At 64.3% G+C, this 20,661-nt stretch carries 18 protein-coding genes; 9 read left to right on the plus strand and 9 right to left on the minus strand.

Features of this window, described 5'->3' with window-relative positions; all coding sequences use genetic code 11:
- Positions 1-131 precede the first annotated feature (131 nt).
- From AC5WNI_RS01290 to AC5WNI_RS01305, 4 genes are all read right to left on the minus strand, one after another.
- Complete coding sequence (locus AC5WNI_RS01290) at positions 132-1,610, minus strand: 4Fe-4S binding protein (RefSeq protein ID WP_175090056.1); 1,479 nt, start codon at positions 1,608-1,610, stop codon at positions 132-134.
- 41 nt (positions 1,611-1,651) lie between these two features.
- Positions 1,652-2,512, minus strand: coding sequence for an FTR1 family iron permease (locus tag AC5WNI_RS01295; RefSeq protein ID WP_175090055.1), 861 nt, complete (start codon positions 2,510-2,512; stop codon positions 1,652-1,654).
- A 76-nt stretch (positions 2,513-2,588) separates the two neighbouring features.
- Entirely contained in the window at positions 2,589-3,005 is a 417-nt protein-coding gene (locus tag AC5WNI_RS01300; RefSeq protein WP_487886079.1) for a cupredoxin domain-containing protein, read from the minus strand.
- A gap of 177 nt (positions 3,006-3,182) precedes the next feature.
- Positions 3,183-3,743, minus strand: coding sequence for an iron transporter (locus AC5WNI_RS01305; RefSeq protein ID WP_285460583.1), 561 nt, complete (start codon positions 3,741-3,743; stop codon positions 3,183-3,185).
- Positions 3,744-4,033: 290 nt separating this feature from the next.
- On the opposite strand from AC5WNI_RS01305, the gene AC5WNI_RS01310 reads away from it, so the two are divergent.
- Both AC5WNI_RS01310 and AC5WNI_RS01315 read left to right on the plus strand, forming a co-directional pair.
- The gene (locus AC5WNI_RS01310) at positions 4,034-6,391 is read left to right on the plus strand and encodes a tRNA(Met) cytidine acetyltransferase TmcA (RefSeq protein WP_487886080.1); all 2,358 of its coding nucleotides are present in this window, start codon (positions 4,034-4,036) and stop codon (positions 6,389-6,391) included.
- A 317-nt stretch (positions 6,392-6,708) separates the two neighbouring features.
- Positions 6,709-8,175 carry an aminoacyl-histidine dipeptidase gene (locus AC5WNI_RS01315; RefSeq protein ID WP_487886081.1) on the plus strand — a complete coding sequence of 489 codons (1,467 nt, stop codon included), beginning with the start codon at positions 6,709-6,711 and terminating at the stop codon, positions 8,173-8,175.
- Between the two features lie 122 nt (positions 8,176-8,297).
- Here AC5WNI_RS01315 and AC5WNI_RS01320 read toward each other — a convergent pair whose 3' ends face one another.
- Together AC5WNI_RS01320 and AC5WNI_RS01325 are read right to left on the minus strand one after the other, a co-directional pair.
- Positions 8,298-8,723 carry a hypothetical protein gene (locus tag AC5WNI_RS01320; protein ID WP_487886082.1) on the minus strand — a complete coding sequence of 142 codons (426 nt, stop codon included), beginning with the start codon at positions 8,721-8,723 and terminating at the stop codon, positions 8,298-8,300.
- Between the two features lie 405 nt (positions 8,724-9,128).
- Entirely contained in the window at positions 9,129-9,716 is a 588-nt protein-coding gene (locus AC5WNI_RS01325) for a type 1 glutamine amidotransferase domain-containing protein (RefSeq protein ID WP_487886083.1), read from the minus strand.
- Positions 9,717-9,931: 215 nt separating this feature from the next.
- Between AC5WNI_RS01325 and AC5WNI_RS01330 the strand changes: the two genes are divergently transcribed.
- From AC5WNI_RS01330 to AC5WNI_RS01350, 5 genes are all read left to right on the plus strand, one after another.
- Positions 9,932-11,809 (plus strand): DNA recombination protein RmuC, encoded by a 1,878-nt coding sequence (locus AC5WNI_RS01330; RefSeq protein ID WP_487886084.1) that lies wholly within the window; start codon positions 9,932-9,934, stop codon positions 11,807-11,809.
- A gap of 323 nt (positions 11,810-12,132) precedes the next feature.
- Positions 12,133-12,429, plus strand: a complete 297-nt coding sequence (locus AC5WNI_RS01335) for a BufA1 family periplasmic bufferin-type metallophore (RefSeq protein WP_175090049.1) — start codon at positions 12,133-12,135, stop codon at positions 12,427-12,429.
- A 104-nt stretch (positions 12,430-12,533) separates the two neighbouring features.
- Entirely contained in the window at positions 12,534-13,460 is a 927-nt protein-coding gene (bufB, locus tag AC5WNI_RS01340; RefSeq protein WP_487886085.1) for an MNIO family bufferin maturase, read from the plus strand.
- A complete protein-coding gene (locus tag AC5WNI_RS01345; protein WP_175090048.1) occupies positions 13,457-14,263 on the plus strand; it encodes an HvfC/BufC N-terminal domain-containing protein in 807 nt (268 codons plus the stop codon). The genes bufB and AC5WNI_RS01345 overlap by 4 nt, the downstream gene beginning before the upstream one ends.
- A gap of 108 nt (positions 14,264-14,371) precedes the next feature.
- The gene (locus AC5WNI_RS01350; RefSeq protein ID WP_285460577.1) at positions 14,372-14,845 is read left to right on the plus strand and encodes a DoxX family protein; all 474 of its coding nucleotides are present in this window, start codon (positions 14,372-14,374) and stop codon (positions 14,843-14,845) included.
- 122 nt (positions 14,846-14,967) lie between these two features.
- On the opposite strand, the gene AC5WNI_RS01355 is transcribed toward AC5WNI_RS01350, so the two are convergent.
- The 3 genes from AC5WNI_RS01355 to AC5WNI_RS01365 all read right to left on the minus strand — a co-directional run bounded on the left by AC5WNI_RS01355 (position 14,968) and on the right by AC5WNI_RS01365 (position 19,121).
- Complete coding sequence (locus AC5WNI_RS01355; RefSeq protein WP_487886086.1) at positions 14,968-16,080, minus strand: App1 family protein phosphatidate phosphatase; 1,113 nt, start codon at positions 16,078-16,080, stop codon at positions 14,968-14,970.
- A gap of 199 nt (positions 16,081-16,279) precedes the next feature.
- Positions 16,280-16,759: a Dps family protein gene (locus tag AC5WNI_RS01360; protein WP_166019656.1), complete on the minus strand. Its 480-nt coding sequence runs from the start codon at positions 16,757-16,759 to the stop codon at positions 16,280-16,282.
- 364 nt (positions 16,760-17,123) lie between these two features.
- A complete protein-coding gene (locus AC5WNI_RS01365) occupies positions 17,124-19,121 on the minus strand; it encodes a BCCT family transporter (RefSeq protein ID WP_285460576.1) in 1,998 nt (665 codons plus the stop codon).
- Positions 19,122-19,608: 487 nt separating this feature from the next.
- Between AC5WNI_RS01365 and AC5WNI_RS01370 the strand changes: the two genes are divergently transcribed.
- Positions 19,609-20,157: a hypothetical protein gene (locus AC5WNI_RS01370; protein ID WP_495928572.1), complete on the plus strand. Its 549-nt coding sequence runs from the start codon at positions 19,609-19,611 to the stop codon at positions 20,155-20,157.
- A gap of 5 nt (positions 20,158-20,162) precedes the next feature.
- Entirely contained in the window at positions 20,163-20,594 is a 432-nt protein-coding gene (locus tag AC5WNI_RS01375; protein ID WP_487886087.1) for a hypothetical protein, read from the plus strand.
- Positions 20,595-20,661 lie beyond the last annotated feature (67 nt).

A 20,661-nucleotide genomic window follows, 5' to 3' on the forward strand; every position in this document is an offset into this window, starting at 1 on the left:
TCGAACTTCGAGAAAACGCCGCATGTCGCTGAAACACGAAGACCCGCCAATCGGCGGGTCTTCGTGTTTCAAGCCTTGGTGTGTCAGGCCATGAGCCTCTGTCAGTCAGCCAGCATTCAGCCAGCAGGGCGTCACCAGCCCCAGAACATCAGATACCAGATGCCCAGCGCGGGCAGGCAGGCCAGCGCGACACTCGCGGTGCCGACCAGCCGTGCAGCGTTGCCGGCGAGCAGGCCGCCGTTGCACTGCTCACCGGTAATGCGCCAGGCCAGCCGCAGCCCCCACAGGCAGGCCAGCACCAGCAGGGTGGCGCGCAGATCATTGGCCCAGCTGAGATTGATGCCGTCGCCGCGCAGCAGCGTCATGGTGGTGGCGGAGAGGCCGAGAAACACGCCCAGCCCGCCCAGCGGAATCAGACTCAGCGAGAGATGCCACAGGCGTGACAGCGTCGCCTTGCCCCCCATCAGCCAGTTGCCCAGCAGCAGCGGCAGGCTGGTGAGCGCGCCCAGCAGGCCGCCACCGACCACGATCCACAGCGTGATCAGGCTGCCATCGAGCAGGTTGAAGACATCGTTGTGCTCGGGGTAGTTGGTCAGGATCCAGGTGGGCAGGGTAGTGGTCAGCGGCCACATCAGATCGTGCTCGATCAGCCAGACCGCCAGCTGCTGCTTGAGCGCGACGAACCACGGGCTGGCGCTCCAGCTGAAGGCACCGATGGCGATGCCGAGCAGGCCGAACACCAGCACCGAGTAGTGGGTGAAGCGCACCGGCTGCGGCGGCTCGACCAGCTCTACCCCCGGCGCACGCCACTCCAGTTGCATCGCGTCCTTGTAGCCGCTGCAGCGTCCGCAGACATGGCAGTCACCGGCGCTGTCGAGCTGCTTGAGCGGAATCAGCGGCGCGCAGTCAGGGGCATGCATGCGTACGGCGTTGCCCTGGCGGACAGCCTGATTGTGGGCGTTCCAGCGGGCCTGGTCGGTACGGAAGTGGGTCGGTGACAGGCGCGCCAGCAGATTGAAGACGCCATTCACCGGACACAGCTGACGGCACCAGACGCGCGTGCCCTTGCCGTAGATCAGCCCGACGATGATCGCGGCCACCGTCGAGCCCCCCAACACCACCAGCGCGCCCAGCGGGTACTGATAGACGCTGGCCAGCTGACCATAGAGCGTGGTGCCGAGGAAGGCCACGAAGGGCCAGCCGCCCCAGCGCATCCAGCCGGGAATCGGTCGGCCGAGGCCGATGCGGCTGGCGGCTTCGGTCAGGGTGCCTTCGGGGCAGAAGACACCGCACCACACGCGCCCCATCAGCACCATGCTGATCAGCACGAAAGGCCACCACAGCCCCCAGAACACGAACTCGGCGAACACCGTCAGGTTGGTGAGGATATGCGCCTGGTAATCCGGCAGCGGCAACAGGGCCGGCACCACCAGCAGAAAGGCATAGATGCCGACCACCAGCCATTGCACCAGCTGGATCAGACCGCGCCGCTGCTGCATCGCCTGACCGAAGCGCGCGATGCGCGTGGCCTGACGGCCAGGCGAGGTGCCGCCATCACTGGCGATGAGGTTGGCGATGTCGCCGTGGGGACTGGAACCGCAATTGGCCATGGCTGTCGTTTCTCCTGGCTGGCAGATCGCGTGAACAGGGCTCAGCTGCGCGCGCGGGCAGTGAGCTGACGGCGCTGGTCGACGCGCTCCCTCTTGCGCTGACGCTTCATGAGGCTTGCGACGATGACCCAGTAGCCGAGATAGCCGACTACCATCGTCGCGGCCGGCCAGGCGCGATAGCCAGCGAAGGTCGCCAGCAGTCCGCCGAGGCCGCTGCCATCATCGAGCAGCCAGCTGGAATCCCACAGCGGGTCGAGTCCTGCCGGCAGATAGCCGAGGCCGATCAGCTGTTCGAGGCCCGACATCAAGAGCGACGCCGCCAGCAACAACAAAAGGATTTCGGTCACGCGGAAGAACAGCTTCCACGAGAACAGGCGTGAACCGAGCTGCAGTGCCATGAAGGTCGCCACCGCGAGGGCGAAGCCGAGGCCTGCGGCGAGCGCGAAGCTGGCGATGCTGCCGGACTGCAGGCTGGCGGCGCCCATGCCGTAGAGGAAGACGACGGTTTCCGCGCCTTCACGTGCCACGGCGATGGCGACCAGCGTCGCCACGCCCCAGTAACTGCCGGAGGAGACGGCGCTGGCCAGGCCGCTCTCGAGTTCTGCCTTGAGCGTGCGCCCCTTGGTGCGCATCCACAGCACCATCTGGGTGATCAACAGGCAGGCGGTCAATACCAGTACGGCCTGGAAGACCTCCTGCGCGGTGCCGGTCAGCCAGGTGTCGGCACCCATCAGCGCCGCCCCCATCAGGCCGGCCAGCACCAGACCGGCGACGACCCCGCCCCACAGGTAGCGCAGGCCCGCACGGGTGCCGGACTGCACCAGCCAGGCGTGCATGATGCCGATGACGAGAATGGCTTCGACGCTTTCACGCCAGACGATAAACAGGATCTGATCAAACATGCGGACTCTCTTCTACTGACGATCGGTACGCGCCATCGATGACGAAAAAGGCGTCATTGGCACAGGGTGGCCGAGCTTATTCGGCGACGACCTTGCCACGCGCGTCCGGCAGGTGGAAATCATCGAAGAAGTCATAGCTGCCCGCGCGCAGCGGATGGATGACGACGAACGACTTCACGCCCGGCGCCAGCACCTTCTCCTTGCGCAGGGAGTTGCTCTCGAATTCGGCCGGCGTATTGCCCGCGTTGTGCAGCTGGATGACGAACTTTTCGCCCGCCTTGACCTCAAGGACCTCAGGAGTGAGCTTGCCGTTGTCGAGGGTCAGGTCGTAGGACGGCATGTCGCTGGCGGCCGCCGGCCGAGGCAGCAGGGCCACGAGCAAAAGGGCGACGAGCAACCTGGTGAGCGCGGGCAGCAGGGCGCTTGCCCGAGGGGGTAGGCGACAGGGCAGGCGAGAGGGCAAGAGGGAGGGCAAGAAAGCGGTCAGGCGCATGGGACACTCCGGACGATGAGGAAAAGCGCACACTGACACCAGTACAAGGCGCTGGCGGTAGAGCGACCAATGGCCGCGAGTGCAGGTCAGCACAGGCGGCCATCGAAGGAGCAAGCGGCAAAGGCCGCCTCACGGAATGCAGACATTCAGGGGCATGCAGAAAGGGCAGAGCGGCGCTCAGTAGCCGCCTTTCTTGCCGACGCCGGCATAGACGAAGTCATAGTCGGTGGTGATGGTCTGCGGCCACTCGGCGACGCCGGTTTCCTTGTCGATATGACGCGGCATGTCCGGATGCTGGATCTCGAAGGTCAGGTGGTACTTGCCCGGGCCATCCAGCTTGACGTTCTTGCCGTAGTGGGTGCCGTCATTGGCGATCATCGGCACCAGCTCGCCTTCGATCGGCGTCTCGCCACCCTGCTTGGTCAGGGTGTAGTGAATGCCGAGATAGGGAATCCAGTCGCCCGGCGCGAAGCCGTTGTCGTTTTCCATCAGCGCGTGGATATCGGCTTCCAGGTGGATATCGGCCTGGTTGGCCGGCAGCTTGCCGGCCGGGGCCATCACCACCGGCTGCAGGTAGACGGCAGCGATTTCCATGCCGCCTTCCTTGACCGGCGTGCCGATCGGGTATTCCAGTGCCGAGGCCTGACCCGCCACGAACGTTGCCGCCAGGCTCAGGGCGAGCAGGCAAGGCTTGAGCGCGCGGGGCAGAGCAGTGGTGAGGGAGTGACGCTGTGGCATCGGGGGGACTCGCAATGATGGGAAGTGGAGCTTCATTATCCCGATAAGCCTAAATATAACTATTCTCATCCCTGCGCCGCTTGCGTTGCTCATCTTGCAACGGGACGTTGTGTGAATATGAGATTGTTCTCAAGTAACGAGGGCGGGTGACAGACCGGGCGGCAGCGCCGGGCAGATCGCGGCTTTCTTGCAACAGCCTCACGATTGCCACACGGCTGCCTCGCGAGTTTCTCGCGCCATCCGGTCTGCCCATCTGGTCTGACGCGCTGCCATGCGGCATGCTGCGCGACATGACGATTCCTCCTTCAGATTCTCCTGCTTGCATTGACCTGCCCGCCCTCGAGGCGTGGTGCCGAGCGCTGCATCAACATCTGCTCGCGCGGCGCCAGCGTGCCTGCCTGTGGATCAGTGGCGATGACCCCTCCGGCGCCGCGCAGGCACTCTGCGAGCTATGGCCAGCGCGTGAGGCTGCCCCGTTGTGGCTGGGCACAGGTGAAGCCTTGTCGACAGCGGTCGCGCCGCCGGTGCGTGCGCTGACGATGGCCAAGGCTGCCACCCAGCTGGGCGGTGAGCAGTCACTGGTCATCTTCGATGCGGCGCAGCCGGCGACTGGCTTCGACCCTGATGCCTTCGGTGCCGTTACCGGTACCCTGAAAGCGGGTGGCCTGCTGGTACTGATGACACCTGCCACCTGGGCCGCGACAGACCCAGCGCCAGCGCCGGATGGCGATCACATGCGCCTGGCCCACTGGCCCTTCGAGCGTGAACAGCTGACGGCGCGCTATCTGGCGCGATTGGCACGCCGCCTCTCATCCCACGCCAATGTGCTGCACTGGCCACAGGGCGGACACTTGCCTGCGCCGTCGCTGGATAGCGGCAATCAGGCAGCACGATCAGACGCCATCGCCGACAGCGATTGCCTGACGCAGGACCAGGCCGCCAGCGTGGCTGCGCTGGAGGCTCTGGCACCTGCGCGACCCGTGGTGGTCAGTGCCGATCGCGGGCGTGGCAAGAGTGGCGCGCTGGGCATCGCGGCGGCGCGCTGTCTGGCAGCGGGACAGGATGTCTGGCTGACGGCACCGCGCCCTGCGGCGGTCAGCGCGATCTTCGAACGCCTGGCGGCCCTGCTGCCCCGAGGGCAGCGCGAGGGCAATGTCTTTCGCTTGCCGGCTGGACAGGCGGACGACGACACGGCTTCCGGCAGCGAGCTGCGTTTTCTGGCACCGGATGCCATCGAGGCGGCTCGCCTTGCCTGTCACGATGAGCTACTGCCGCAGCTGTTCGTCGATGAAGCTGCCGCCATCCCCACCCCCTTGCTGAAAGGCTATCTGGCGAATTTTCCGCGCATCGCCTTCGCCACCACCGTGCATGGCTATGAAGGCACCGGGCGCGGCTTCCAGCTGCGGTTTCGCCATCATCTCGAGCGCCAGTGTCCCGGCTGGCAGGCGCTGGAGATGACGACGCCCGTGCGCTGGGCGCCCGGCGATCCGCTGGAAGCATTGACCGATGATCTGCTGCTGCTCTCGGCGCAGCCGCCGGAGCTTCCTGAGCTGCCTGAGCCATGCGCGAAGAATGCTCAGCAGTGGCTGGAGGGCTGCGACATTGTCGTACTGGAGCGTGATGCATTGGCGCGTGATGAGGCGGCGTTGCGGCAGCTGTTCGGCCTGCTGGTGCAGGCGCATTACCGCACTGCACCGGCGGACCTGCGCCAGCTGCTCGACACGCCGGGGCTCACGCTGATGGCGATTCGTCAGCGCGATGACACGACTGGGCGTGATGCCTGGCTGGGGGTGGTGGCCGCCGTCGAGGAGGGCGGCTTCCCGACGCCCCTGGCGCATGACATCTGGTGCGGCAAGCGGCGTCCGCGTGGGCACCTGCTGGCACAGTCGCTGGCGGCGCATGCAGGCCACCAGAGCGCCGCTGAAGCCCGCTGGTGGCGGGTGCTGCGCATCGCGGTGCATCCCGCACTGTGGCGGCGTGGTCAGGGCGCGCGCCTGCTCAAGGCGCTCGAGCAGCAGGCACTGGCAGCAGGTGTCACGCGACTCGGCACCAGCTTCGGGGCCGAGGCCGATCTGGTCGCCTTCTGGCAGGCGCAGGGCTTCGTGCCGCTGCGCATGGGCCTCAAGCGCGATGCCGCCAGTGGCGAGCACGCGGTGATGATGGGCAAGGCCATCGGCGAGAGCGGGAGTGATGCATCAGCGCCGCAAGACCAATTGACGCAGGATGCCTTGCTCGGGGCGCTGCAACAGGACTTTCAGCGTCTGCTGCCCAGCCTGCTCAAGCATGAGCTGCACGCCTTGCCGCCCGTCTTGGCCGAAAGGTTGCGGCAGCGAGGAAGTGAAACTGACCTGGCCATGCTGACACCAGCCGCATGCGCGCAGCGACTGGACTGGTATTGCCGTGGTGGCGGGGGGCTGGCACTGGTGCGGCCGTGGCTCGAGACAGTACTCGAGGCCAGTGAGCCTTCACGACTCGATGAGCCTTCACGACTCGATGAAGCGTCACGTCACGGACTGGTGCTGGCACTGGGCGGACAGGATGCGCCTGCCTTCGTCAGCTGGGCCGAGGGGCAGGGCATCGTGGGCCGCAAGGCGCGCGATCGCTGGTGCCGTGCATCCGTCGGGCACCTGATCGAAAAGAGCGATTGATTAGCGCATCAGGCAAGGGCAGCGCGGCCGGTCGCGGCTCAGAGGCCCGGAATGCCGATCGGGCCGGGCATGTCAGGAATCGGCGAGCAGCCACTCAGCATCAGCAGGCCGGCAGTGGCGGAGATGGCGGTCAGCAGCAATAGTCGGCGAGGCATAAAGTCTCCGATGAGGGTGGGGAATGGCATGTATCTGTCAGCAGGATCATGATTGTCATCCTTGCATATTCGAAGTCGCTGATCGATAGGTGTCGACAACCACTAGCCACGCCCGTCCGCTGTTCCGTATGCTCGCTGATGACAAGAACAGGAATCTTCGCCATGAATGAGCATATCGATACGTTGGACCCCGCCATCCTCTGGCGTCATTTCCGCACTCTGTGCAATATCCCGCGCCCGTCCGGGCATGAAGCCGCGCTGGTGGCCTATCTGATCGACTGGGCCGAAGCGCGTGGTCTCGCCCATGATCGCGATGCTTTCGGCAACCTGCGTCTGCGCAAGCCCGCCACGCCAGGCCACGAGAGCGCACCGGGCATCGTGCTGCAGGGCCATCTCGACATGGTCGCCCAGGCGGCCAGCGACAGTGATCACGACTTCACGCGTGATTCCCTTGATACCTATCTGGAAGATGGCTGGCTCAAGGCACGCGGCACCACTCTGGGGGCCGACAACGGTCTCGGCGTCGCGGCGGCGCTGGCCGTTCTCGAAGATGACAGTCTCGTGCACGGTCCGCTGGAAGCGCTGTTCACTCTCGAGGAGGAAACCTCGATGGGCGGCGCGTTGAATCTGGCCGAGAACTGGCTGGAAGGGCGCTACCTGCTCAACCTGGATTCGGAAGACCGCGGGCAGGTCTATATCGGCTGTGCCGGTGGCGCGGATATCAATGTCGCCCACGAGTTTGCCACCTCATCCCTGAAGGATGCCGAAGCGGAGCTGGAGCTGACCATCAGTGGCCTTGTCGGTGGCCACTCCGGACTCGATATCCATCGTGGCCGCGGCAATGCCAATCGCCTGATGTCACTCGCGCTGGTCGCGCTGGCCGAGTTCAAGCCGCGTCTGGTCAGCTGGTCTGGCGGTACGCTGCGCAATGCCTTGCCGCGTGAGGCCACGGTCGGCGTGGTGATCTATGACGAGCGCGTCGCCGCCGCGCGCCAGCGCCTGGCGGACTTCGAGGCCCAGATACGCGACGAGCTGCGCGAGACGGACCCGGATGTCTCGCTCAGCGTGACCCGCGGCAACGCCGAGAACGCGCTGTCCGTCGAGGACACCCAGCGACTGGTCGCGGTGCTGGATGCTGCGCCCTACGGGGTCGAGCGCATGAGTGCAGCGGTGGAAGGCGTGGTGGAAACCTCCAACAACCTCGGCGTGGTGCAGCTGCGCGAGGGGCGCTTCCATCTCTGCGCGCTGGTGCGCTCGCTGCGCGATGATGCCGTGACCATGATGGAGCAACGCATTCGTGGGCTCTTTGCGCTGATCGGCGCGACCACCGTGGCCGAGAATGCCTATCCAGGCTGGCAGCCGGCGCCGGATGCGCAGCTGCTGGCGCGCTTCTGCAGCCTGCACGAGAGCGTCACTGGCCGCGCGCCGGAGATCAAGGTCATCCATGCCGGGCTCGAGTGCGGCATCCTCGGGGCCAAGTATCCCCAGCTCGAGATGATCTCCTTCGGGCCGCTGATCCGCGGTGCTCACTCGCCCAGCGAGCGGGTCGAGGTCGAGTCGGTCGGTGAATTCTGGCAGGTGCTCAAGGGACTGATCACGGAACTGGCCGAGCCTGCCAGGGCCGCTTGAGCAATTCTCAGGCAAGACGCATCACGTAGACGAACGACGCCCCCGCAGGCCAGCCTGCTGGGGCGTCGTCATGTCTGGGCATCAGGCGCTGGCCTGGCCTGGCCTGATGAGAGTGCGCGGCTTCAGTTGATATTGATGCGGATCGCCGGAATGCCGATGCTCACGCCGTTATGGTAGCGGCGGATAGCATGCCGACCTGAGTCATGGTTCCGGTAGTCGTAAGGGCGGTAGCGGTCGTGCTCATGGCGGCCATGCTGATAGTAGCGGCGCTTGGGAACATGGCGGCGGATATCTTGACGAAAGTGCTGCCGGGAATGCTGGCGCGAGTGATGGCGCTCCACGCGCGGCTCGTCGAACATCCTGAGGTGGCGGCGCTTGATCGCCTCGTGGCGACTCTGCGGCGTGCTGTGGCGCTCGCCGTGTTGGCCCTGTGCGCGATGGCGATCATCCGCGGCGACCAGCGTCGGCGTGGCGAACATCAGCGTCAGTCCCAGCAGCAGGGAGGGCAGCAGAGAGGCAAGGGCTGTGGTCAATGCCGAGATATGCATGGGGCGGTCTCCCGTATGGTCGGTCAGTCACCCAAGAGGATCCTTGTCGTCAGAATATCGTGTCGCAGCGCCTTTTACGAAAGGCGTTCGCTAATGTCTCCGTGCGTCGCTCGGTGTGTAGTCGTGGTACTGAGTTGTCCAGATTGCGTTGCCTGTAGCGTAAGTGATTGCTCGCAATAGGGTTCTGAGATGCACGGCTGCACAATGGCCAACGAACCTTGGAGATGAGTGGTTCAGCCAGTGCTGCGAGGACACTTCACTTCTGCCACCAAGGCACCGGATTGCGCCCTTGAGACAACGAAAACGCCCCTGCCGAAGTGGCAGGGGCGTCTGTCGGTTCAAGCTTCAGAGCGTGCGGCTCTCTGGCTTGCGGATCTCTGGCTTGCGGATCTCTGACTTGCGACCTCAGGCGTGCTGATGCTGGTGCTTGCCTTCGGCCAGTTCCTCGAGCAGCTTGGCGTTGAACGCATCAAGATCTGCAGGCTTGCGGCTGGTGACCAGCGCGCTGTCACACACCACTTCGCTGTCCTGCCACTCGGCACCGGCGTTCTTCAGGTCCTGTGCGACGGAGGGGAAGGAGGTCATCTGACGGCCTTCGACGACACCGGCATCGATCAGGATCCACGGCGCGTGACAGATGGCGGCGACCGGCTTGTGGGCCTGGAAGAAGCTGCGCACGAAGCTCAGTGCGCTCTCGTCCTGACGCAGGGTATCCGGATTGAACAGGCCGCCCGGCAGCACCAGGCCGTGATAGTCGTGTTCGCTGGCATCGCTGAGTGGGGTGTCGACCTGATACTTCTCGCCCCAGTCGGCTTCGGCCCAGGCGCGAATGCCGTCTTTCTCCGGCGAGACGATGTCTACCTCGACACCTGCCTCCTGCAGTGCGGCGCGCGGCACCGCGAGCTCGGATTCCTCGAAGCCATGGGTCGCGAGAATGGCCACGCGCTTACCTTGCAGTTGTTGACGTGTCTGCTGATCGGTCTGCTGTGTCATGCGAATCTCCTTTCCGTGCTTCGGCTCTTGCGAGCGTGCTGGGCAGAGAAGGGGAGAATTCTGCTCTCGGCGTGCGCCACTCATCGCAGTGGGCGCCGCTCGATGATGGCAGGCAATCCCCGTCCTTTCGTGCCCTGACACTCAAGACATGGATGCGCGATACTGACTTTCAAGGGGGTGACCCCGCTGCGTTTTCACAGGCCATGGAGTGCCCGATGTCGCTGCTTTCTGAATCATCCGCCGTGATGTGGTTGCTGGTCGGCGTGCTGTTGATGCTGTCGTTGATCCTGGGGCTGGGCTGGCGGCGAACCCGCGAGCAGCTCCGTGCGCTGCAGGAGAGCAGTGAGGAGGAGCAGCAATCGATGCAGCAGACGTGGCAGGCCTCGCTGGAGGAGTCGCGTGAGCGTCAGCAACAGGCCGAGCAGCGGGCGGCCCTGGTCGAGCAGCGTGCCGCGCTGGATGGGCAGCAGGCGGAGCAACAGCAACGCTATCTGAGCCAGTCGCTGGAGGAGGCGCGCCAGGCACGCGATGCCCTGACGGAGCAACTCGCCACGCTGCGCGAATCGCTGCAGGGGCGCCTGGATGAACAGTCACGCGCCTTGAGTGAGCAGCAGACGCTGGCACGCAGCCTGACCCGCCAGCAGGAAGTGCTGGAGGCGCAGCTGCTGGAGCGCGAAGAGCGTCTCGAGACACTGACCGAGCGCTACGCCGAGCTGCGCGAGACCCATGCCTCGCTGGTGACGCGTCAGCGTCAGGAGGCCAGCCATCACGAGCAGCAGCTGGCGTTGCTCAATGAGTCGCGCGAGCGCCTGAGTCAGGAGTTCGAGCAGCTGGCGGGCAAGGTATTCGAGGAGCGCCAGCAGCGCTTCACCGCCGCCAGTGGCGCCCAGCTCGAGCAGTTGCTCAAGCCGTTTCGTGAGCAGGTCGGCGACTTCCGTCAGCGCCTCGAGCAGCTGCATGGCGAGGAGGTGCGTGAGCGCACCAGCCTCAAGAGTCAGCTCGACCAGCTGGCGGGGCTCAACCGCCAGATCACCGAGGAAGCGGCCAACCTGTCGCGGGCGCTCAAGGGCGACAGCAAGATGCAGGGCAACTGGGGCGAGATGATTCTTGAGACCGTGCTGGAGCGCTCCGGCCTGCGTGATGGCATCGAGTTCAAGCGCGAGGTGTCATTCACCGGCGAGGGCGGTCGCCAGCGTCCGGATGCCATCGTCTACCTGCCGGACAACAAGCATCTGATCATCGATGCCAAGGTCTCCTTGACCGCCTACACCGAGTACGTCAACGCCGAGGATGACGTGACGCGAGCACGCGCACTGCGCGCGCATCTGTCCTCGGTGCGCGGCCATGTCACCGGGCTTGCGCGGCGCAATTATCCCGCCATCGAGGGGCTGGGATCGCCGGACTTCGTGTTCCTGTTCCTGCCGATGGAGCCGGCCTTCGCGCTGGCCTTCGAACACGATGACAGCCTGTTCCAGGACGCCTTCACCCAGGGGGTGGTGATGGTGACGCCGACCACCTTGCTGGCCAGCCTGCGCACCGTGGCGAGTCTGTGGAGTCTGGAGCGCCAGAACGACAATGCGCGTGTGATCGGCGAGCGCGCCGGAGCACTGCTCGACAAGTTCCGTGGCCTCGCCGAATCCCTCGAGGAACTCGGCACACAGCTGGGGCGCACGCGTGAGGCGCATGATACCGCCATGAAGCGGCTGGCCAGCGGGCGCGGCAACCTGATCAACCGTGCCGAGGAGCTGCTGGAGCTCGGCGCGCGCATGAAGAAGCCGCTACCGGAGTCGCTGGTGCGCCAGTCGCGTGACACCTTGCATCAACCCGAGCAGTCACTGGATCAGCCATCGACATCCGCGCCGCCGGCGCTAGATCGCCAGCCCGCGCCCGAGCCCGAACCGCCTGCCAGCGAAGAAGCGGCAGCCAGTGAAGGCCGGGGTGTCACCGGAGCGCCGGACGACGGGTTGTCGGACGCTGAGTCGCCGGACGCCGGGTCGCCGGGTGCCGAAGCACTGGATGCCGAGGCAGGCCAGGCGTCTGCGTCGCTCTCGCGCTGGGAGCTCATGGAGCGCAAGTGGCAGGGCGGTAGCTGATCGCCTTCATCGGCGACAGCTCGGCAGACAGCCGTTGTGTCAGCCCCTCAGACAGCAGATGACAGTCAACGCCAGCGGCCCCTGCATGGGGCCGCTGGCGTTTTTGCATGGCGAGGTCAACGCAAGCGCGGAGTATCGTCTCCGCATGCGGTGAGGGAGTGTGGTCTGCGCGATATTGTCGAGTCGCGACAATAATTTCGATCTTTTCTGCATCCATCTTCCCAAGCCCCCCGTAAGTTGGATTGAGCCCGCAGCGCAGGGGCGAAAGTGATAGATAAATAACGTTTGGCTCATTAAAGAGCATTTTCTCAGGAGATGTGCCCATGTCTACCAAGACAAACAAGTCCGCCAAGACCGTTTTTGCCCTGGCTTCCGCGCTCGGAACCGCTGTCGCTCTGTCTACTGCTGTCGTCTCCCTCCCGGCCCACGCGGCGGGCATGGAAAAGTGCTACGGCGTGTCGCTGGCCGGTGAGAATGACTGCGCCGCTGGCCCGGGCACTTCGTGTGCCGGGACTTCGACCGTCGATTATCAGGGCAATGCCTGGAAGCTGGTTCCGGAAGGCACCTGCACCTCCATCGAGACGCCCAATGGCACCGGCAGCCTGGAAGAGATCAAGTAAGCATCACGCGTCGGGCTGGCTCGGTTTTCCCCGAGTACCCCCGAACTTGACGTCCGGTGGCCTGGCATCACGCCACCGGATGTCCACTGCCTCGAGAGGTCTTCATGCACCAGCCATTCCCTCCCTCCGGCAGTCCGGATCTCGGTGCGGCCTGTCCCTCACTCGACGAGATGGCCGTCGGCATCAGTCTCAAGGCGCAGCATGTGCGTGAGCTGATGTCGTCGCGACCGGCACTGGGGTTTCTCGAGATTCATGCCGAGAACTACATGGGCGCCGGCGGGGCCCCCCATGCCCGGCTGGATGCGCTGCAGGAGTATCCTCTCTCGATTCATGGTGTCGGCCTGTCGCTGGCATCGGAGCGCCCGCTGGATGCCACGCATCTGGCGCGCCTCAGGACGCTCTGCGAGCGTCACCCGCCCACCAGCGTGTCAGAACATCTGGCCTGGGCCGGCCATAGCGGCCACTTCTACAACGACCTGCTGCCGGTACCGCTGACGGACGCGATGCTGGCACGGGTCAGCGATAACCTGATGCAGTTGCAGGACACCCTGGGCCGTCAGGTATTGATCGAGAATCCCGCCCACTATCTGCGTTTCGATGCGCGCGAGCTGGGATCGGAACTGATTCCCGAGACGCATTTCCTCACTCGCCTGGTCGAGCGCAGTGGCTGCGGTCTGTTGATCGACGTCAACAATGTCTTCGTCTCGGCGCACAACATCGGTATCGATCCCGCGGCCTGGCTGGAGTCCATTCCGGCCCGCGCCGTCGGGGAGATCCATCTGGCGGGGCATGGCGAGGACACGCGTGAGGGCCTGCTGATCGACAATCATGGCGCACCGGTCTGTGATGAGGTCTGGGAGCTGTATGCCGACTTCATCAATCGCATCGGGCCGCGTCCGACCCTGATTGAGTGGGATACCCAGGTGCCGGCGCTGGAGGTCTTGCTGGGGCAGACCACGCGCGCTCAGGCGTTGCTGCACAGCACACGGGCGCAGCAGCTGACGCGCTCCGGCATGGAGGGCGCCCGATGAGCTCTCTCGAGCGGCATGCCAGCGCTGAGCGCCAGCCCGACTGGCAGCGCGCCTTCATCGAGGCACTCACCAAGCCCGATGCCGCGCTGCCCGGTATCGAGGCAGGCCATCAGCAGCGCCTCGATGTCTATCGCAACAATGTCTGGGCCAGCCTGATCAGTGCGTTGGAAGAGGCCTACCCGGTGACCCGACAGGTGGTGGGCGAGCGCTTCTTTGCGGCCCTGGCCCATGATCATTCTCGCCAGCATCTGCCACGCTCACCGCTGATGATGGAGTACGGGGCCGGGCTTGCCGAAACCCTGCACGCGACCCTGACCACATTGGTCGACGCGCGTCAGGTATCAGCTGCTCAGCTGCCGTTCTATGCGGTGGACCTGGCACGCTTCGAGGCCGCTCGTCTGGTGGCCTATCACGCGGCGGACGCCGAGGCCCTGGTGCCGACACAGCTGGCGGGGTTGCCGCCTGAGGCAGTGATGGAACTCAGGTTCTCGGCGCACCCCGCAGCATGCCTGCTGCGCCTGGAACATGCGGTGCTCGAGATCTGGCAGCGCCATCAGCATGCCGGCGCGACGCTTGAAGGGCTGGATATCGCACGACCGGAGCAGGTGTTGATCACGCGCCCGGCGCTGGAGGTGCAGGTCGCGGTGCTGTGTGAGGCCGCTGCCTTGCTGCTCGAGCTGCTGCTGGCGGGGGAGACGCTGGCGGACGCGGCAGCGCGGCTCGCGGACGCGCACCCCGAGCAGGAACTGGGGCCGCTGCTGGCCCCCCTGCTGGCAAGTGGTGCCTTTCGCGCGCCGACCTGATTCTGCTCGGTAGCTTCCTGCTCTGTTCCATCCTGCACGGTTCTATCCTGCACGGTTCTTTTCCGCTCGACCCTTCGCGCCCTTGCGCACTCTTGAGGAGTTCTCATCATGAGCCTTGAATCATCAACGACGCCTGCGGTTCGGACCGGTGTGGCGGGGCAGGCCCTGAAAGTGTTCGTCTGGCTGGAAAACCTGCGCATGGATGCGGTACTGATCCTGATGCGTATCGTGGTCGGTGCCGTGTTCTTCATGTCGGCGCAGACCAAGGTCGACGGTTTCTCGATCAAGGACAGCACCTTCTTCCTGTTCGAGCACGAATACGCCTTGCCGCTGGTCTCGCCGATACTGGCCGCGTGGCTTGCGACCATCGCCGAGCACCTCTTCCCGCTGATGCTGTGGCTGGGGCTGGGGACGCGCTTCGCGGCGCTGGGGCTGGCCCTCATGACGCTGACCATCCAGCTGTTCGTCTATCCCCATGCCTGGGTGACCCACGGTCTGTGGCTCTCCAGCCTGCTGGTGCTGGTGCTGCAAGGCCCGGGGCGCCTGTCGCTCGATCGGCTGATTCGCTCACGCATCGTCTGAGGCCGTCCTTCGGCTGTGCCGTCCGGTGAGCCATATGTCAGTCACACAAACGCAAGACGGAGACCTCGGGGTCTCCGTCTTGCGTTGTGTTGCCGCTACCTGTCCGCTGGCGTTCGAAGCGCTCAGGCCGGTTCGTCGGCGAGCTGGTGCTCGATCTCGGCACGCACCATCTCGACGCTGGCGGCATCGATGTAGCCGTTGGCATGCGCGTGGTGCGCCATGTCGAGGCTATTGGTGCTCAACAGCATCACGCAGCCGAGAGCGGCCAGCTCCTCGCCAAGCTGGTTCAGTTCGGCCTTGCGCGAGTCCGAATCGCCTATCTGGCGGATGTAGATCGCGCAGATGCGACCGGGATAGCGGCGCACGACTTCGGCGTAGACCTCCGGGTCATGCTGGCCGCTGTCGCCGATGAGCAGAAACTGCATCTCGTCATACAGGCCGAGCATCTTCTCGATCAGCGCCTGCTTGTGGTCTTCGGAGCGTCTGGGCAGCGGGCGTTGCAGGGTCAGCCCCCACTCGCGCAGGAACAGGATCGGCCCGACCGGGATGCGATTGTGCTGGAAGAAGACTTCCAGCATCTCGTAGATGCTCCACGGACCACGCGACACATAGAGCAGCGGGCGCTGCTGCTGGCCGTCATCACCCTCATGGAGCGCCTGATAGAGCGCGGCCACGCCGGGGAAGGCGGTGCGGCGTTCGGCAGACTCGATGAACAGGCGATAAAGCATCTTGAGCTTGTTGGCGACACCGGTGTACATCACGGTGTCGTCGATATCGCTGATCACCCCGAGGCGCGTACTGATGGGGGGGAGATAGACCTGTGCCTCGCCCTCCACCGGGGGCTGCTTTGGCGGACACGCCGTGATGCGGGCGGTATGCCATTGGCCCTGGTGCTCCAGTGGCGCATCGAGCGGCAGATGCACACTGAAGTAGCCATCGCGGTCGGTAATGGCGGTGGTGCGGTTGTCCCCCAGCGCGACCTCTACCTCGACGCCGCTCTTGCCCCAGCGCAGCATGCGGCGGCCGACATCCATCAGGTCGCGCCCGGCACCGGGGGCCAGCTGGCTGCGTGAGCCTGGCTGGCGGAAGATGCGCCCCATCAGAAAGGCTTCGCTGTGCGAGCCGTAGCCACGATAGGCGTGAATGACATAGCCATCCTTGCCCTGGGCGTGGCGCATGGGCTTGGCAGCCACATGCAGCAGCTTGCGTAGCAGACGTGTCAGCGGCAGTGACATGCAACCCTCCTGGTCGGTATTTGGCGGGCCTTCATGGCCACATGACAACGCCGCCTTCCGAGTCCCGCGTGTGCAGGGTCGAAAGGCGGCGTTCACACTGCGCGAATGCCTCGCGGCCCAGTGTCAGTCAAATACAGCGTCAGGCAGCAGTATCAGAGATCCGCGCTGCCATGTCCTGGCGCTGCATTGGCTTGAGCGCTTACTCGCCCAGGTAGGCGGACAGCATCCACACGGTCTTTTCCTGCTCGCGGATGTAGTCACCGACCAGTGAGGCGGTGCCTTCATCATCGGCGTCAGACGCGACGGACATGATCTCGCGCTGCAGTTCGATCAGAGACTTGTAACCGGTCAGCAGGCCCTTGATGCAAGCCGTGCCGTCGCTGACATGGGTGTCTTCCTTGATGGTGGCGACACGTGCGTAGTCACTGTAGGCGTGCAGCGGCTCGTGACCCAGGGTCAGGATACGCTCGGCGATCTCGTCGACCTTGGTCAGCAGGTCGGTGTAGGTTTCCTCGAACTTCACGTGCAGCTCGAAGAACTGGTTGCCCTTCACGTTCCAGTGGTAGCCACGGGCATTCATGTAGAAGGTCTGGTAGTTGGCCAGCAGGATGTTGAGGTGCTCGGCCAGCTGAGTGGCGCTGGCAGTGTGCAGGCCGATGGCATTGGTATCGTTGGACATGAAGACTCTCCTGAAAAATGTGAAGTGAACGGCATTGTGGGGAAAGTGGAGATGCAGGTGGCGAGCCGTGCTGCCAGTATGCCACCAGTGTAGAGGCTGGTCGGGATGCAGGGTAACGAATTCACTGTATCGCCCTCATCGGCCGCCCCTATCGTCGCCGGCGCACCACCCTCAAGCCGTAGATGAATGCTTGGAAAGAGATGTGGTGCGCGCACGCGGTTTTCAAGGTCGCACACGGATATTGCAGCCAATGTCGTCGGCTCGGACATTCTGATTTCGGCCAAATACGCAAAGGCCCCGCACGGGGCGGGGCCTTTGCGACAGCCATGTCATCAGCTGTCATCACTTCTGCAACGCTCAGGCGTCAGTTGCGCGCCATGTGCAGGAAGTGCATGTGCTTCTCGTACTGGTCCAGCACGTCGCCGATCACCTGCTCCTTGGTGTAACCCATGACGTCATAGGTCTGGCCACCTTCACGCAGGAAGACCTCGGCGCGGTAATGACGTTCCACGTCGCTGGTGCCCTTGCGCTTGACGTTGCGCAGCGCGAAGGCCGGTGCTGCGTATTCGCGCACCCGCACACCGTAGACGAAGTCGACTTCCTCGCCGTGGCTGACCTGCAGATAGCTGCGGTCTTCCTCGTCATTGACGCGAGTATCCAGGCCCTGGGCCTCGAATTCCTTCGCGACATCCGCCAGTGCCGGCGTGACGGTGTTGATCAGGTATTGCTCGACGTTCTTCTGACGCGGCGTCTCGACCAGGGTCTGGACGCGCTTCTGCCAGCTGCGTGCGCCACCGGCGGTGTGCCCCGGCGTGTTGCTCAGGTGCTGCATGGAGCGTTGCTTGACGCCCTCGAGACGCAGTGCCTTGAGCAGGCCATAGCAGACGAACATCAGTATGATCGCGAACGGCAGGGCAGAGGCCAGTGAGGCGGTCTGCAGTGCACCCAGGCCACCTGCCATCAGCAGCGCCACGGCGACGAAACCTTCGGAGAAGGCCCAGAAGACACGCTGCCAGACAGGAGATTCGTCACCTTCCTTGGAGGTCAGCATGTCGATGACCAGCGAGCCGGAATCCGAGGAGGTGACGAAGAAGGTCACTACCAGCAGGGTGGCCAGCATGGAGGTGATGCTGCCGAACGGGAAGAGCTCCAGGAACTTGAACAGCGCCACGGAAGCATCGGCGGAGACCGCTTCCGCCAGGTTGCCTGCGGTATCGGTGAGCAGCATGTGCAGGGCGCTGTCGCCGAAGAAGGTCAGCCACAGGAAGGTGAAGCCCATCGGCACGAACAGCACGCCGTAGACGAACTCACGGATGGTGCGGCCACGCGAGACGCGCGCGATGAACATGCCCACGAACGGGGACCACGCGATCCACCAGCCCCAGTAGAAGAGGGTCCAGCCACCCAGCCACTTGGACGGGCCATCTTCCGGGATATAGGCGAACATGTTGAAGGTCTTGTCGACCACTTCGCTGAGATAGCCACCGATGTTCTGGATCAGCGTCTGCAGCAGGAAGATGGTCGGACCAACGCACAGCACGAACAGCATCAGCGCCAGTGCCAGGCCAAGGTTCAGCTCGGAGAGACGACGGATGCCGCCGTCCAGGCCCATGACCACGGAAACGGTCGCCAGACAGGTGATGATGGCGATCAGGATGATCTGGGTGGTCAGGTCATTGTCGATATCGAACAGGTAATGCAGACCGGAGCTGACCTGCAGCACGCCCAGGCCCAGCGAGGTCGCGACCCCGAACATGGTGCCGAAGACGGCGAAGATATCGACGGCATGGCCGATCGGGCCATGGATGCGCTTGCCGATCAGCGGATACAGCGCAGAGCTGATGCGCAGCGGCAGGTTATGGCGGAAGCTGAAGTAGGCCAGTGCCAGCGCCACCACGGCATAGACGCCCCAGGCGTGGATGCCCCAGTGGAAGAAGGTGGTCTTCATGGCCTCACGGGCGGCCTCGACGGTGCCGGCATCGCCGACCGGAGGCGCAGTGAAGTGGAAGACAGGCTCGGCAACGCCATAGAACATCAAGCCGATGCCCATGCCCGCGGAGAACAGCATCGCGAACCAGGAGCCGTAGCTGAAGTCCGGCTCGGAATGGTCTGGCCCCAGCTTGATGTCGCCATAGCTCGAGAAGGCGAGACCCAGCGTGAAGATCACGAACAGGCCCATGGCCAGCAGGTAGAACCAGCCGACGGTGTCGATGATCCAGGTCTGGACATGACCGAAGGCGGTCTGCGCGGTATCCGGCATGGCGACCGTAAAGATCACGAACGCCAAAATCACGGCGGCGGAGCCGAAGAAGACTGGCGGATTGATCTTGGCGACCGTGGGCTGGTCGGCATTTTCTGACATAAATTTCTCTCCCTGATTGCCTATTCGTCGATAATGGTAACTTATTGAACCTGTAGCGTCGTGAGTTGTCCGCGCGATATCGTTTCCATATGTAACCAGTGTTGCGCGCGATGACCGGCGGTTTGCGCACCGAGCGAGTGGCACTGGTAGTACTGGCGTTGCGTGATCGTCGTGTGAAATGGCAATGCCAGTGCGGCCTTGTCACGGATTGTCGGGTGCTGGATACGGTAGGCGCTGGCATGGCTGGAGGCTAAGATGAGGTTTCCTGCATCCAGGGTATCCCGCTGTCTTGATACCATAATTATGCAGAAACCCTACAAGACTTATGTGTCAGTCTAGTGCCTCTGGTGTGTCTCATGGTGTGAAAATCATGATGTCGCGTCGACTCAAATGGCTGACCGGAGACGTTCGCATGCTCCATCGACTTTCCGAATTTCCCGCGCGGCCGGATCTGGCTGACACGTCAGCACGCTCGCGACTGCCGCGCATGACATTGCTCGCAGTGGGGCTGGTGCTGCTGAGCGGTTGCTCGGCCCTTTCCGGCAAGGACCCGCTGGCCGCGAATGACAGCGCTGGCCTGCCCGAGGCCTGCATCTTCCCGCGTCAGGGCGATGCCAATCAGTGGTTGCGTGCCGCGGCGCAGGTCGTGGAAGCCCGTGGTTACAAGATCCGCGAGAGTGAACAGGCGCTGGGCGTGGTGACGGGTGAGCGCAAGGTGGACCAGCCGGGCCTGGGTGCGATCGACGGGCCCTTCGGCTCGCGCATCGGCTTCTCGGTGGGCTATGGCGTCGCGGCAGGCAACGATTTCGGCGTGGGCGTCGGCCATGACACCTTCCGTGATGACCCGATCAGCTTCGAGCGCATTTCGCTGGTCGCGCCGGACGAGCGCGTGCGCGTGATCCGCGATGAGCAGGTCATCAATCAGGGTGGCTACGTCATCGATGCCCGTCCTCACAATGACAGCGACAGCTGCCGCCAGATCGAGCGTCAGCTGCAGGCCGCGCTGGCGGGTCGTGATCCACGGGAGGTTCGCTGATGGTCATGTGCAAGGTATCTCCACGCTCTCTGTGGCAACGTCTGGGGCTCGCGACGCTGTTCGCCGGTCTGCTGGTACTGGGTGGCTGCATGAATCAGCCGACCCATGCGCCGGACTCACGCACCGCGGTGATCGCCCCCAACAGTGGCACCCTGAGCTCCCGGCAGGTCTTCGTCACCCTGCTGACGACGCTGGCGGAGCGTGGCTTCATCATCGAGCGGGCAGACCCGGACCTCGAGCGTCTCGATGCCAGCTACGCTGCCCGGCCGCCGCTGGCGCTGGAAGCCTGGGTGAGCGAGGTCAACGGCCAGATTCGTCTCAGCGTGAGCGGTGACAGCAATGGCGCCGATATCGCGCCGGGCCGCCTCGACAACCTGCTGGTGGAGGTCGCCGTGACCCTGAATGCGCGCACCGTGCCGGTGATCGGCGCGCCGTGACTGCTCCGCACATGACAACTCCACGAGGTGGCCCCCAGCGTCGCCTCACTGGCCTTGTGCAGCACCT

Source organism: Cobetia sp. PDI-12MA, assembly GCF_059507695.1.

What these genes read in the sequence shown, in the direction of transcription:
- AC5WNI_RS01290 (WP_175090056.1), bottom strand. Translation starts at nt 1,610, where the DNA reads ATGGCCAATTGCGGTTCCAGTCCCCACGGCGACATCGCCAACCTCATC.
- AC5WNI_RS01295 (WP_175090055.1), bottom strand. Translation starts at nt 2,512, where the DNA reads ATGTTTGATCAGATCCTGTTTATCGTCTGGCGTGAAAGCGTCGAAGCC.
- AC5WNI_RS01300 (WP_487886079.1), bottom strand. Translation starts at nt 3,005, where the DNA reads ATGCGCCTGACCGCTTTCTTGCCCTCCCTCTTGCCCTCTCGCCTGCCC.
- AC5WNI_RS01305 (WP_285460583.1), bottom strand. Translation starts at nt 3,743, where the DNA reads ATGCCACAGCGTCACTCCCTCACCACTGCTCTGCCCCGCGCGCTCAAG.
- AC5WNI_RS01310 (WP_487886080.1), top strand. Translation starts at nt 4,034, where the DNA reads ATGACGATTCCTCCTTCAGATTCTCCTGCTTGCATTGACCTGCCCGCC.
- AC5WNI_RS01315 (WP_487886081.1), top strand. Translation starts at nt 6,709, where the DNA reads ATGAATGAGCATATCGATACGTTGGACCCCGCCATCCTCTGGCGTCAT.
- AC5WNI_RS01320 (WP_487886082.1), bottom strand. Translation starts at nt 8,723, where the DNA reads ATGCATATCTCGGCATTGACCACAGCCCTTGCCTCTCTGCTGCCCTCC.
- AC5WNI_RS01325 (WP_487886083.1), bottom strand. Translation starts at nt 9,716, where the DNA reads ATGACACAGCAGACCGATCAGCAGACACGTCAACAACTGCAAGGTAAG.
- AC5WNI_RS01330 (WP_487886084.1), top strand. Translation starts at nt 9,932, where the DNA reads ATGTCGCTGCTTTCTGAATCATCCGCCGTGATGTGGTTGCTGGTCGGC.
- AC5WNI_RS01335 (WP_175090049.1), top strand. Translation starts at nt 12,133, where the DNA reads ATGTCTACCAAGACAAACAAGTCCGCCAAGACCGTTTTTGCCCTGGCT.
- bufB (WP_487886085.1), top strand. Translation starts at nt 12,534, where the DNA reads ATGCACCAGCCATTCCCTCCCTCCGGCAGTCCGGATCTCGGTGCGGCC.
- AC5WNI_RS01345 (WP_175090048.1), top strand. Translation starts at nt 13,457, where the DNA reads ATGAGCTCTCTCGAGCGGCATGCCAGCGCTGAGCGCCAGCCCGACTGG.
- AC5WNI_RS01350 (WP_285460577.1), top strand. Translation starts at nt 14,372, where the DNA reads ATGAGCCTTGAATCATCAACGACGCCTGCGGTTCGGACCGGTGTGGCG.
- AC5WNI_RS01355 (WP_487886086.1), bottom strand. Translation starts at nt 16,080, where the DNA reads ATGTCACTGCCGCTGACACGTCTGCTACGCAAGCTGCTGCATGTGGCT.
- AC5WNI_RS01360 (WP_166019656.1), bottom strand. Translation starts at nt 16,759, where the DNA reads ATGTCCAACGATACCAATGCCATCGGCCTGCACACTGCCAGCGCCACT.
- AC5WNI_RS01365 (WP_285460576.1), bottom strand. Translation starts at nt 19,121, where the DNA reads ATGTCAGAAAATGCCGACCAGCCCACGGTCGCCAAGATCAATCCGCCA.
- AC5WNI_RS01370 (WP_495928572.1), top strand. Translation starts at nt 19,609, where the DNA reads ATGACATTGCTCGCAGTGGGGCTGGTGCTGCTGAGCGGTTGCTCGGCC.
- AC5WNI_RS01375 (WP_487886087.1), top strand. Translation starts at nt 20,163, where the DNA reads ATGTGCAAGGTATCTCCACGCTCTCTGTGGCAACGTCTGGGGCTCGCG.